The 13,201-nt window shown below is 62.7% G+C and carries 12 protein-coding genes; 9 read left to right on the top strand and 3 right to left on the bottom strand.

The features are described 5' to 3' along the window. The 3 genes from topA to tldD all read right to left on the bottom strand — a co-directional run bounded on the left by topA (nucleotide 1) and on the right by tldD (nucleotide 5,444). Nucleotides 1-2,715, bottom strand: a complete 2,715-nt coding sequence (gene topA, locus JHX87_RS09025; protein ID WP_271886501.1) for a type I DNA topoisomerase — start codon at nucleotides 2,713-2,715, stop codon at nucleotides 1-3. A gap of 104 nt (nucleotides 2,716-2,819) precedes the next feature. Further along, nucleotides 2,820-3,959 (bottom strand): DNA-processing protein DprA, encoded by a 1,140-nt coding sequence (gene dprA / locus JHX87_RS09020; protein ID WP_271886502.1) that lies wholly within the window; start codon nucleotides 3,957-3,959, stop codon nucleotides 2,820-2,822. A gap of 63 nt (nucleotides 3,960-4,022) precedes the next feature. Beyond that, the gene (tldD, locus tag JHX87_RS09015; protein WP_271886503.1) at nucleotides 4,023-5,444 is read right to left on the bottom strand and encodes a metalloprotease TldD; all 1,422 of its coding nucleotides are present in this window, start codon (nucleotides 5,442-5,444) and stop codon (nucleotides 4,023-4,025) included. Nucleotides 5,445-5,703: 259 nt separating this feature from the next. On the opposite strand from tldD, the gene coxB reads away from it, so the two are divergent. The 9 genes from coxB (at nucleotide 5,704) to JHX87_RS08970 (ending at nucleotide 13,200) form a co-directional block, all read left to right on the top strand. After that, nucleotides 5,704-6,615: a cytochrome c oxidase subunit II gene (gene coxB / locus JHX87_RS09010; protein ID WP_271886563.1), complete on the top strand. Its 912-nt coding sequence runs from the start codon at nucleotides 5,704-5,706 to the stop codon at nucleotides 6,613-6,615. Nucleotides 6,616-6,659: 44 nt separating this feature from the next. Beyond that, nucleotides 6,660-7,577, top strand: coding sequence for a heme o synthase (gene cyoE / locus JHX87_RS09005; RefSeq protein WP_271886504.1), 918 nt, complete (start codon nucleotides 6,660-6,662; stop codon nucleotides 7,575-7,577). After that, entirely contained in the window at nucleotides 7,577-7,798 is a 222-nt protein-coding gene (locus JHX87_RS09000) for a hypothetical protein (RefSeq protein ID WP_271886505.1), read from the top strand. Before cyoE ends, JHX87_RS09000 begins: the two co-directional genes overlap by 1 nt. Next, a complete protein-coding gene (locus JHX87_RS08995) occupies nucleotides 7,795-8,367 on the top strand; it encodes a cytochrome c oxidase assembly protein (RefSeq protein ID WP_271886506.1) in 573 nt (190 codons plus the stop codon). Before JHX87_RS09000 ends, JHX87_RS08995 begins: the two co-directional genes overlap by 4 nt. A gap of 32 nt (nucleotides 8,368-8,399) precedes the next feature. Further along, nucleotides 8,400-9,200 (top strand): cytochrome c oxidase subunit 3, encoded by an 801-nt coding sequence (locus JHX87_RS08990; protein WP_271886507.1) that lies wholly within the window; start codon nucleotides 8,400-8,402, stop codon nucleotides 9,198-9,200. Nucleotides 9,201-9,283: 83 nt separating this feature from the next. Continuing rightward, nucleotides 9,284-9,955, top strand: a complete 672-nt coding sequence (locus tag JHX87_RS08985) for an SURF1 family protein (protein ID WP_271886508.1) — start codon at nucleotides 9,284-9,286, stop codon at nucleotides 9,953-9,955. Between the two features lie 10 nt (nucleotides 9,956-9,965). Then, complete coding sequence (gene thrC / locus JHX87_RS08980; RefSeq protein ID WP_271886509.1) at nucleotides 9,966-11,348, top strand: threonine synthase; 1,383 nt, start codon at nucleotides 9,966-9,968, stop codon at nucleotides 11,346-11,348. Nucleotides 11,349-11,410: 62 nt separating this feature from the next. Next, a complete protein-coding gene (locus JHX87_RS08975) occupies nucleotides 11,411-12,619 on the top strand; it encodes a M16 family metallopeptidase (RefSeq protein WP_272833931.1) in 1,209 nt (402 codons plus the stop codon). Beyond that, complete coding sequence (locus tag JHX87_RS08970) at nucleotides 12,619-13,200, top strand: GNAT family N-acetyltransferase (protein WP_271886511.1); 582 nt, start codon at nucleotides 12,619-12,621, stop codon at nucleotides 13,198-13,200. The genes JHX87_RS08975 and JHX87_RS08970 overlap by 1 nt, the downstream gene beginning before the upstream one ends. Nucleotide 13,201: the final 1 nt, after the last annotated feature.

The following is a 13,201-nucleotide window of genomic DNA, read 5'->3' as shown; positions in this document are numbered from 1 at the left end:
CTACTCGTCCTTCGTCGCCGCCTTCTTTGTTGTCGCCTTCTTTGCGGCGGGCTTCTTGGCGGTCGTTTTCCTGGTCGCGGTCTTTTTCGCGGCTGTGTCGGCAGATTTTTTCGGACTTGCCTTTTTTGCGCCTTTCTTTGGCGATTTGGCAGCCTTTGCGGCGATCAGCTCCAGCGCCTGTTCCACCGTGACATCTTCGGGCGTGACGTCGCGGGGCAGGGTGGCGTTGATCTTTTCCCATTTCACATAGGGGCCATAGCGCCCGTTCATCACCTGAATGGCGCCGCCATCGGGGTGATCGCCCAACTCGCGCAGCGGGGCCGCCGCAGCCGCGCGGCCACGGGTCTGTTTCGCGGCCAGAACCTCGACGGCGCGGTTCATGCCGATGGTAAAGACCTCATCGACATCGGGAAGATTGGCATATTTCTTGCCATGCTTCACGAAGGGACCATAGCGGCCGATCCCGGCCTCGATCATCTCGCCATCATCGGGATGCGGGCCGACGGGACGGGGCAGGGACAGCAATTGCAGCGCCTGATCCAGTTCGATGCTGGCTGCGTCCCAGCCTTTCGGGATCGAGGCACGGGGCGGTTTCGGCACCTCTTCCGTGGCCTCGCCGCGCTGGACGTAGGGGCCGAAGCGCCCGACCTTCAGGCTGATCTGATCGCCCGCATCCTCGCCCAGAACCCGATCGCTCACGGCTTCTTCACCATCGGGCGCCGAAAGAGGGCGCGTATAGCGGCATTCCGGATAGTTCGAACATCCGATGAATGCCCCGCCGGAACGCGCGGTTTTCAGGTTCAGCCGCCCCTGATTGCACAGGGGGCAAAGGCGCGGATCGCCGCCATCGGCGCGCGGCGGATAAAGATGCGGGGCCAGCGCGTCGTCAATGGCGTCCAGAACCTCGGAAATGCGCAGCTCCGAGGTGCCTTCCAGCGCTTTTGAAAAATCTTTCCAGAAGCGGCCCAGCACATCGCGCCAGATCAGATCGCCTGCGCTGATCTCATCCAGTTCGTTTTCCAGATCGGCAGTGAAATCATAGCTGACATAGCGCGGGAAATATTTGATCAGAAAGGTTGTGACCAGCCGCCCCTTATCCTCGGGGATCAGCCGGTTCTTGTCCTTGCGGACATATTCGCGGTCCTGAATCGTGGTGACGATGCTGGCATAGGTCGACGGGCGACCGATGCCCAGTTCTTCCATGCGCTTGACCAGCGTCGCTTCGGTATAGCGCGGCGGGGGCTGGGTGAAATGCTGGCGCGCGCCGATGGCGGCGGCCTCATCGGCTACGAAACCCTTGGCGACCAACTGGCCCTGTGCGGCGCTTTCGATGACGGCGTCCTCGTCGCCCGATGCCTTCTCATATTCGGCGGTAAAGGCGCCGCCGACCTTGGCCGCCGCCTCGCCTTCGCTGATCTGGGGCAGGCGGTTGCTGTCCTCGCCCTCATCGTCGTCGCGGCCCTGATCATAGACCTTCAGAAAGCCGTCGAATTGCATCACCTGACCGGTCGCGCGCAGGCCGACCTGACCGTCGCCGCTGGCAATTTCGACGGTGGTACGCTCCATCCGGGCGGCCTCCATCTGGCTGGCAATGGTCCGCTTCCAGATCAGATCATAGAGCTTGCGCTGATCATCGGCGCTGACCTTCAGCTTGTCGGGCGACAGCATCATGTCGGTCGGGCGGATACATTCATGCGCCTCTTGCGCATTCTTGGCCTTGTTCTTGTACATGCGCGGGCTTTTCGGCAGATATTTCTCGCCGAACTTGGCCTTGATCGCATCGCGGGCGGACATCACGGCTTCGGGCGCCATGTCGATGCCGTCGGTCCGCATATAGGTGATATAGCCGGCCTCATAGAGACGCTGCGCCGTCGACATGCAGGCCCGCGCGCCCATGCCCAGCTTGCGGCTGGCCTCTTGCTGCAGGGTCGAGGTCATGAAGGGCGGCCAGGGATTGCGGCTGGCGGGTTTCGCGGTGACGCTGCTGACCGCCAGATCGCGGCTGGAGACGGCGCTGACGGCCATCGCCGCCTGTTCTGCCGTGGCCAGATCGAACCTTTCCAGCTTGTTGCCCGCCAGCGAGGTCAGCTGCGCGTCATATTCATCGCCGCCGGGCGTCGCCAAACGCGCGTGAACGGACCAGTATTCACGGGGCTTGAACGCCTCGATCTCCATCTCGCGATCGACGATCAGGCGCAGGCAGACCGATTGCACGCGGCCGGCCGATTTCGCGCCCGGCAATTTGCGCCACAGCACCGGCGACAGGTTGAAGCCGACCAGATAATCCAGCGCGCGGCGGGCCAGATAGGCATCCACAAGCGCCTGATCGATCTGACGCGGCTGCTGCATCGCCTCGCTGACAGCGGCCTTGGTGATCGCGTTAAAGGTCACGCGGCTGACCTCGCTGCCCTTTTTCAGCGATGGCGTCAGCGTTTCCAGCAGGTGCCAGCTGATCGCCTCTCCCTCGCGGTCGGGGTCGGTGGCCAGGATCAGGTTCTGATCGTCCTTCAGCGCGTCCTTGATGGCCTTGAGGTGCTTCTTGCTGTCCGAAGCGACCTCCCATTTCATGCTGAAATCCTGGTCGGGATCGACGCTGCCATCCTTGGGCGGCAGGTCGCGCACATGCCCGAAACTTGCCAATACGCGATAATCGCTGCCCAGATATTTTTCGATGGTTTTGGCCTTGGCAGGCGATTCGACGATGACAACTGGCATTCTGACCTCGGGACATCCTGGATGGGCCGGGAACATGGGTGGCGATCCTGCCAGTGTCAACGGGTGGTTGATGCAGGATCAGCAGTGACGCGGTTCGGAACGCCTTAGTTCAGCGATAGCCGCCCCCCGGCCATCCGGGTCAGACGCCCTTGTAATTCCAAGGAAAGAATCGCCGCGCTGGCATGCTGGGCCGACAGGCCAAGCTGGCGGATCAGATCGTTTTCTTCCGTCGGACTTGGGCTGAGATGCGACAAAATGCGCGATTCGATGTCATCCGGGGCGGTCCGGGGCGGTTTGCGGTCCGGCAAGGGCGGCGGGGTTTCAGGCTGCGCGGGCGTCTCCGCGCCATCCGCTGTCATCTGCAGTCCCGCAAGCACATCGGCCGAGTTACGCACCAGCACCGCACCATCGCGGATCAGCATATTGCAGCCCGCGGCCCGCGCATCCATCGGATGACCGGGTACCGCCATCACCTCGCGCCCCTGATCCAGCGCATTTTTTGCCGTGATCAGCGAGCCAGAGCGATGCGCGGCCTCGATCACCACCACGGCCTGAGACAGGCCGGAGATGATGCGGTTGCGCGTCGGGAAATGTCGTGCCGCCGGTTCCGTCCCGGGGGGCTGTTCCGAAACCAGCGCGCCCTTTTCGGCGATCTGGGCGGCCAGCACGGTGTTTTCTGCCGGATAGATCACATCCACGCCGCCCGCCATCACGGCCACGGTCCCGGTCGGCAGGGCGGCGTTATGGGCCGCCGTGTCGATACCACGCGCCAGCCCGGCAACCACGGTCTGCCCCGCCTCACCCAGACCGGCGGCCATGCCACGCGCCATGCGCAGGCCCAGCGATGAGGCATTGCGCGCCCCGATCACCGCCAGCGGGTTGCGCGACAGCCATGCCGGATCGCCCCGCACCCACAGGATCGGTGGCGCGCCGTCGATCTGGCGCAGGCTGTCGGGGTAATCGGGCGAATCGCAGCGGATCAGCCGCGCGCCGACGCGCCGCCCCGCCGCCAGTTCAGCGGCGGCCACGCCTTCCGGGCATGGTTCGTAATCGGTCATTCCGGCCTCTGCCGCGATCTCTGGCAGGGCCTGAATTGCGGCAGAGACGCCGCCATGTTCCGCGACCAGCCGGTGAAAGGTCGCAGGCCCGACGCGACGAGAGCGGATAAGACGGAGAAAGCAAAGATCATCATCCCCCAGGGGAATAGGGGCGTGCTGGGTTTGCAAAGGAATAGACCCGTTCACGATACCTCCTCCGTCTTATCCAGAATCGGGTGTAGGACGGAAAAGTTAAGAACTGGTTAGCCTTTACGCCGCGGATCCGCCCACCGTCAGCCCGCCAATCATCAGCGTGGGCTGACCGACACCCACGGGCACCCATTGCCCCTGCTTGCCGCAATTCCCGATCCCGGGATCCAGCGACATGTCATTGCCGATGGCCCGGACCTGCTGCAGCGCCGTCGCGCCATCGCCGATCAGCGTCGCGCCGCGAATCGGATCGCCCAGAACGCCATCTTTGACGCGATAGGCCTCGGTACAGGAAAAGACGAATTTGCCATTGGTGATATCGACCTGACCGCCGCCAAACCCGACCGCATAGATACCGTCCTTCAGATCGGCCAGAATATCCCCCGGATCGGCGTCGCCGCCGGGCATGTAGGTGTTGGTCATGCGCGGCATGGGCGCATGGGCAAAGCTTTCGCGGCGGCCATTGCCGGTCGGATCGACGCCCATCAGCCGTGCATTCTGCCGATCCTGCATGTAGCCGACCAGAATCCCGTCCTCGATCAGAACATTTTTGGCAGGCGGGGTGCCTTCATCATCAACGCTGATGCTGCCGCGACGATCCGGGATGGTGCCATCATCGACCACCGTGACGCCGGGTGCGGCGACGCGTTGACCCATCAGCCCCGCAAAGGCCGAGGCTTTCTTGCGATTGAAGTCGCCTTCCAGACCGTGGCCCACCGCCTCGTGCAGCAGAATGCCCGGCCAGCCGGGACCAAGCACCACATCCATCACCCCGGCAGGCGCGGGAACCGAACGAAGGTTGACAAGCGCGATGCGCAGCGCCTCGTCCACGGCTGGTTTCCAATGCGCGGGATCCATCAGGCTGCCCAGCGGAATCCGCCCGCCGCCACCCGTGCCGCCGGATTCGCGACGATCATTGTTTTCCACGATGACAGAGACGTTCAGCCGCGCCATCGGGCGGATATCGCTGACCAGCCCGCCTTCGGGGCGCAGGATGAAGACCTCTTGCAGGGAGGACGCCAGCGCGGCCGTGACCTGAACCACGCGCGGGTCCAACGCGCGGGCATAATCGTCGATCTCGCGCAACAGGGCGATGCGGGTGGCGAAGGGAATGCCCTCGGCCGGATCGACTGCCGGATAAAGCGGTGTGACCACCATGGGCGCCGCATCGGCCAGTTGCCCGCCGCCATCGCCCACCGCCAGCCGCGCCGTTTCGGACGCGCGGCGCAGGGCGGTTTCGGAAATCTCGGTCGAATGGGCATAGCCTGTCACCTCGCCCCGCACGGCGCGCAGCCCGAAGCCCTGATCCGCCGTATAGCCGGAACTGCGCAGCCGCCCGTCGTCAAAGACCAGCGTTTCAGAGACCGAGCGTTCCAGGAACAATTCTCCGTCATCGGCCCCTGCGACAGCATTGCGCAGGACCTCCAGCGCGCGGTCCTGATCCAGAAACTGGCCGAAAGGGTCGAAACTGCTGCGGTTCATGGATAAACTCCGTCTGTAATCATGCGGACCAGAGGCGGTATTCCTGCGCGCAAGATGCCGCAGTGACAAGGAAATCACGCCTGATACAGTAGGTATCACTTGCCCGTGCTGGCGAGATATGGTCATAGAACGGGGATTATGAAAGGGAAAGGGGAAGCCTGCGGGCCGCCCCGGCGGTCTTCGGGCCGCGCCAACGCAACGGGATGGGATGATGGCAATAGCGATGATTCGCCGTGCAGTCGCGGGTATTTCGGGACTGATGATGACGGGAATGGTAGCCAGTTCGGCATTTGCACAGGACGTGCTGGGCGATCTGCCGGTGATCGGCAAGCCGGTGTCACGCGGTGTGGGCTTTCAGCCTGCGTCGACGGAACTGGCGGATGACCAGCAATGGCTGGACCACTTTGTTCTGATCATTATCACGGTCATCACGATTTTCGTCTGTGCGCTGCTGGTGGTGGTGATCCTGCGCTTCAATCGTCGCGCGAACCCGACCCCGGCGAAATTCACCCATAACACGCCGCTGGAGATTGCCTGGACGCTGATCCCGGTGCTGATTCTGGTGGTGATCGGCGCCTTTTCGTTGCCCGCGCTGTTCCGCAGCCAGGAAATGCCCGCCAACCCGGATGTCGTGATCAAGGCCATCGGCAACCAATGGTACTGGTCCTATGAATATCCCGACAATGACATCAGCTTCGACGCCTATATGATCGGTTCGGCCGCCACGCTGAGCGCCGAGGATGCCGAAGCCGGGGCGATCCCGAACGTGATGAGCGAGCCGGTCCGTGCGCAGCTGGAAGCCGCGGGTTACAGCGAGGATGAATTCCTGCTGGCCACCGATAACGCGGTTGTCGTCCCGGTCGGTCAGACCGTGCTGCTGCAGGTCACGGCCAATGACGTGATCCATTCCTGGACCATCCCTGCCTTCGCCATCAAGCAGGACGCCGTTCCCGGCCGCATCGCGCAGGCCTGGTTCAACGTTCAGGAAGAGGGCGTCTATTTCGGCCAGTGCAGCGAGCTTTGCGGCATCGCCCACGCCTATATGCCCATCGTCGTCAAAGCCGTCTCGCAAGAGAAATACGAGGCCTGGATCGCCGAGCAGGGCGGCACCATCGGCGATGCCGAAGAGGTCGCTGCCGTCGCAACGGAGCCGACAGCCGCCACCAACTGATCCGTCCGGGACACCAGCCAGAGGCCAGATAAAACCGAAACGCGATGACTGACATTAACGCATATGATACTGCCCCCGAGGCCGAGTTCGGCGATTACATCGCCCTCTTGAAGCCTCGGGTGATGTCGCTTGTCGTGTTCACGGCCTTTGTCGGCCTGTGGGTTGCACCTGTCGATGTGCATCCGTTCATTGCCTTCTGCTCGGTTCTGTTCATTGCCCTTGGCGGCGGTGCCTCTGGTGCGCTGAACATGTGGTATGACGCGGATATCGACGCGGTGATGAACCGGACGCACAACCGTCCCATCCCCTCGGGCCGCGTGCCCGCGCAAGAGGCGCTGGCGTTGGGGCTGATCCTGTCGGCCATGTCGGTGATGATGCTGGGTTTGGCGGCGAACTGGTTCGCGGCGGGTTTCCTGGCCTTCACCATCTTTTTCTATGCCGTCATCTATACGATGTGGCTGAAGCGCTGGACGCCGCAGAACATCGTCATCGGTGGCGCGGCAGGGGCCTTTCCGCCGATGATCGGCTGGGCCTGCGCCACCGGCGGCATCAGCATCGAATCCGTTCTGATGTTCGCGCTGATCTTTTTCTGGACGCCGCCGCATTTCTGGGCGCTGGCGCTGTTCATGAAGGAAGACTATCACAAGGCCGGGGTGCCGATGCTGACGGTCACCCATGGCCGGGCGGCCACCCGCCGCCACATCTTCGCCTACAGCCTTGTCCTGGCGCCCTTCGCGATCTGGCTGGGGCTGACCTCGGTGGGCGGTCCGTTCTATCTGGCGGTCGCCATCGTGCTGAACCTGCTGTTCATCGCGGGCTGCTGGCGCATCCTGCGGCGGGATGAGGACATCGCCCGGGCTGATCACTATGCGGTCGAGAAAAGCGTCTTCAAACTGTCGCTGTATTACCTGTTCCTGCATTTCCTGGCATTGCTGGTACAAAATCTGCTGGGGACCTGGTGATGGCTTTACGCACCGAACATGAATTGCACCATCGTCGCCGGTCCCGGAATGTGGGGCTTGCGGTGGTGCTGGTTTCTTTTGTCGCGCTGGTGTTCGGGCTGACCGTGGTCAAGATCCAGCAGGGCGACATGATGGAAGGCTATGACCACCAGCCCCGGACCTCGGTCCTGCCGAAAGAGCCCGCCACCGCGCCCGAACTGACTGAGGAGGCCCCCGAATGAGCCGCATGAGCCGCGAATCCCGCACTGCGCTTGGACTTGTCGGTGTCGTCCTGACAATGGGCGCGCTGGCCTGGGCCGCCGTGCCGTTCTATAACTGGTTCTGCCGTGTGACCGGCTTTGCCGGCACGACGCAGGTTGCCGAAGAAGCCTCGGGCGAGATCGTCGATCAGGTCATCCGCATCCGGTTCGATGCCAATGTCGATCCGAATCTGGACTGGTCCTTCCGCCCAATGCAGACCAAGATGGACCTGAAAATCGGTGAAAACGGTCTGGCCTTCTATGAGGCCGTGAACAACACCGATCAGGTCATCACCGGCACCGCCAGCTATAATGTCGCGCCCGAGGTGTCGGGTTTCTACTTCGACAAGATCGATTGCTTCTGCTTTACCGAACAGACGCTGGATCCCGGTCAGCGCGTGGAAATGCCTGTCAGCTTCTATGTCGATCCCGACATTCTGGAAGATGGCGATACCAGCTGGGTCCGCGACATCACACTTTCTTACACTTTTCATCGTACCGAACCGAAACAGGCGGCGCTTGACGCCAAGCCTGCTCAGGACGTCAACTAAGAACTGAACGAGGAGCCGACGGGGAACTGCTCATGGCGAACGCAAAGAACCACGATTACCATATTCTTCCGCCCTCGATCTGGCCTTTCCTGGGTGCGGTTGCTGCCTTTGTCATGCTGTTTGGCGGCGTGATGTGGATGCAGGACCACGGGCCCTGGATGTTCCTGATCGGCTTTGTCGGCGTCCTTTACGTGATGTTCAGCTGGTGGGCGGATGTGGTCCGCGAAGGCGAAGAGGGGGACCATACCCCGGTCGTCCGTCTTGGGCTGCAATATGGCTTCATTCTTTTCGTCATCTCCGAAGCAATGCTTTTCGTTGCGCTGTTCTGGAACTTCATCAAGAACGCGATGTATCCGATGGGGCCGGAAAGCCCGCTGAAGGATGGCGTCTGGCCGCCCGAAGGCATTGTCACCTTCGACCCTTGGCACCTGCCCTTCATCAACACGCTGATCCTGCTGCTGTCGGGCGTCGCCGTGACCTGGGCACACCACGCCTTCGTGCATGAAAACGACCGCAAGACCACCATTCGCGGTCTGGCCATCGCCATCGTGCTGGGCATCTTCTTCTCGTTCCTGCAGGCCTATGAATATAGCCATGCGGCCTTTGGTCTGGCCGACACCGCCTATGCCAGCGCCTTCTATCTGGCGACCGGTTTCCACGGTGCTCACGTTATCATCGGGACGATCTTCCTGACCGTCTGCCTGATCCGCCTGATGCGCGGTCAGATGACGCAGGAACAACATATCGGATTCGAGGCCGCTGCCTGGTACTGGCACTTTGTCGACGTGATCTGGCTGTTCCTCTTTGCCGTGATCTACGTCTGGGGCAGCTAAGCGCCACCGTCTTGAAAGAAAGCGCGCGGGGCCAGATCCCGCGCGTTTTGCGTTTGTAAGCCTTCTGTTGCGAAAGCCGACCCATGACCCGCTATCTCTTTCCCCTGATCATCGGCATTCTTGGCTGCGGCATCCTGATCAACCTGGGCTTCTGGCAATTGCAGCGTCTGGACGAAAAAGAGGGGGCGCTGGCGCAGATCCAGTCGGGGATCGACGCAGCCGCCGTGCCCTTGCCCGATCAGATCGACCCGTCGATGAAGTACCTGCCGGTCACCGTCAGCGGCACCACCACGGGGGACGAAATCGACATCCTGTCGGGCACGAAGGAACGCGGCGGCGGCTATCAGGTCGTGTCGCGTTTCATCACCGATGACGGCCGCGCCATCCTGATCGACCGGGGCTTTATCCCGCAGGAACTGCGCCATGTGAAGCGCCCCCCGACGCGTTTGCAGATCGAGGGCAACCTGCATTGGCCCGATGAAAAAGGCAGCGCCACGCCAGAGCCCAATCTGGACGAGAACATCTGGTTCGCCCGCGACGTTCCGGCCATGGCCAAGGCGCTGAATACTGAGCCCGTTCTGGTGGTCGCCAGCTTCGTGCGCGGCGATGTGCAGGAGGTCGAGCCGATCCCGGTTGCGGTGGAGGGAATCCCGAATAATCATCTGTCCTATGCCGTGCAGTGGTTCATGATCGCCGCCGCATGGGCAGGGATGACAGTCGCTTTGATCTGGCGTATCAGACAGCGGACATATTGAAGGATCGCAGATGCGTTACGTCTCGACGCGGGGACAGGCCCCGGTGCTGAATTTCGAAGAAGCCATGCTGACCGGACTGGCCCGCGACGGCGGGCTTTACCTGCCCGAGACCATTCCGGCCTTTTCGGGCATCGAAGAACTGAGCGGCCTGCCCTATGAAGAGGTCGCCTTTCGCGTGATCCGCCCCTTCACCGGCGACAGCTTTTCGGATGAGGAACTGCGCGGCGCGATTGACCGCGCTTATGCCCGGATCTCGCATCCGGCGCGTGCGCCGCTGAAGCAACTGGCGCCCGGCCATTACCTGCTGGAATTGTTCCACGGCCCGACGCTGGCCTTCAAGGATTTCGCGATGCAGCTGATTGCGCAGCTGTTCGAAATCGCGCTGAAACGCTCGGGCAAGAAGATTACCATTGTCGGCGCGACCTCGGGCGATACCGGCAGCGCCGCGATCGAGGCCTTTCGCGGGATCGACAATGTCGATGTCTTCATCATGTATCCGCATGGCCGCGTGTCCGAGGTGCAGCGCCGCCAGATGACCACGCCCTCGGCGGAAAATGTACATGCGCTGGCGCTGGATGGTCATTTCGACGATTGCCAGGCCAGGCTGAAGGATCTGTTCAACGATCACGACTTCCGCGACACGGTCGGTCTGGCCGGGGTGAACAGCATCAACTGGGCGCGGGTAGTGGCGCAGATCGTCTATTACTTCACCGCCGCCGCCAGCCTTGGCGCCCCCGCGCGTGAGATCGACTTTACCGTGCCCACCGGCAATTTCGGCGATATCTTCGCGGGCAGCATCGCGCGGGCCATGGGCCTGCCGATCCGCCGCCTGATCGTGGCCACGAACCAGAACGACATCCTGCATCGCGCGCTGACCACCGGCGAATATCGCACCGGCACGGTCGAGCCCTCGATCAGCCCGTCGATGGATATTCAGGTCAGCTCGAATTTCGAACGGGCGCTGTATCTGGCCTATGGCGGCGATGCCTCGGCCATCGCGCAGCTGATGGAAGAGCTGAAATCGGGCGGCTTCTCGATCAGCCAGGGCGCCCTGCAGACGCTGCGCGAGCAATATGCCTCGGGCCGTGTCAGCGAAGAGGAAACATTGGCCATGATCCGCACCATCCGCGAGGAAACCGGGGAAATCCTGTGCCCGCACAGCGCGGTCGGCGTTTCGGTCGCGCGCGCGCATATCGAGCCCGCTGTCCCGATGGTGACACTGGCCACCGCGCATCCGGCCAAGTTCCCCGACGCGGTGGAAAGCGCGATTGGCATTCGCCCCGGCCTGCCGCCGCATATGGCCGATCTGTTCGATCTGCCCGAACGCGTCACCCGGGTTGAAAATGACGCCGAGGCGCTTAAATCGCTGATCCTTGAACGGAGGACCCAGTGACCATCGACGCCAATGTGCACCTGACCACGCTGCCCAACGGGCTGCGCATCGCCACCCGCACCATGCCCGGCCTGCATTCGACCGCCCTTGGCGTCTGGATCAGCGCGGGCGGCCGGAATGAGCGGCCCGAACAGAACGGGATCGCGCATTTTCTGGAACATATGGCATTCAAGGGCACCGAAAAGCGCAGCGCCCTGCAAATCGCCGAGGCGATCGAGGATGTGGGCGGCTATATCAACGCCTATACGTCGCGCGATGCCACCGCCTATTACGTCCGCGTGCTGGAAAGCGATGTGGATCTGGCCTTCGACGTGATCTCGGATATCGTGCTGAACCCGATTTTCGACGAGCGCGAGATCGAGGTGGAACGCGGCGTGATCCTGCAGGAAATCGGGCAGGCCGCCGATACGCCTGACGATATCATCTTCGACTGGCTGCAGGCTGCGGCCTATCCCGATCAGGCCATCGGCCGCACGATCCTGGGCCCGGCGGAACGTGTCAGCAGTTTTACCCGCACCGATCTGGCCGGTTTCGTGGCCGAAAACTATGGCCCGGGCCAGATGATCGTCGCGGCGGCGGGTGCCGTCGATCACGATCAGATCGTCAGGCTGGCCGAACAGGCCTTTGGCCATCTCTCTGCCGTACGGCAGCCCGACCGGGAAGGCGCGCGCTGGCAGGGTCTGGAAACCCGCCGCGTCAAGAAGCTGGAACAGGCCCATTTCGCGCTGGCGCTGGAAGGCCCGGGCTATCTGGCGCCTGATTTCTATGCCGCGCAGATCTTTACCTCGGCCATTGGCGGCGGCATGTCCTCGCGCCTGTTCCAGAAGATCCGGGAAGAGCGGGGGCTATGCTATACCATCTTTGCGCAATCGGGCTTTCACGACGATACGGGCATGATGACCGTCTATGCCGGAACCGGGGGTGAGGATATCGTCGATCTGGCCAATCTGACCGTGGATGAAATCAAGCGCGCCGCCGATGATCTGAGCCAGGCCGAGGTGGATCGCGCCAAGACGCAGTTGCGCGCCGGTATGCTGATGGCGCTGGAAAGCCCGACGGCACAGGCCGAACGCATGGCGCGGACGCTGGCCATCTGGGGTCGCGTGCCGGATCCGGCCGAGGTCGCGGACCGTATCGCCGCCGTCAGCATGGCCGAGATCCGCGATCATGCGCAGCAGCTGCTTGCGAATGTTCAGCCTGCGCTGGCGCTGTATGGGCCGGTCAAGGCGGCGCCCTCGCGCGATGCGCTTGCCGAAAGGTTCGCAGCCTGATGTTTTCCCGCAGCCGCCCGGTCAAACTGGAAGCCGAGCGGATCGTGCTGCGGTTGCCCAAGCATTCCGATTTCAACGACTGGGTGGCGCTGCGGGTCAACAGCCGCGAATTCCTGACCCGGTGGGAGCCGATCTGGGCGCATGACCATCTGACCCGCAAGGGCTTTACCAACCGGGTCTATTGGGCGTCGCGCGCCAGCCGCAACGGCTCGGCCCTGCCGCTTTTTCTTGTCCATCGTGACGGTCCGCTTCTGGGGGCGATCACGCTGGACAATATCCGGCGCGGACCGGCGCAATCAGCCACCGTCGGCTATTGGATCGGCGAAAGCTATGCCCGTCAGGGCTTCATGCGCGAAGCCATCGGCGCGCTGGTCCACCATGCATTTACCACGCTGGACCTGTCGCGGATCGAGGCGGCCTGCCTGCCCGAAAACGCGGCCTCGCGCGGCGTGCTGGAGAAATCCGGCTTCAAATATGAGGGTGTCGCCCAAAGCTATCTGCAGATCGCCGGGCGCTGGCGCAATCACGTCCTTTACGCCAATCTGCGCAGCGACCGGCGCGGGCGCACCGATGTGCGATAGG

The organism is Paracoccus fistulariae, assembly GCF_028553785.1.
GTDB lineage: Bacteria > Pseudomonadota > Alphaproteobacteria > Rhodobacterales > Rhodobacteraceae > Paracoccus > Paracoccus fistulariae.
Note: the sequence above shows the minus strand (reverse complement) of the source record. Positions and strands in the feature narration are given on the sequence as shown.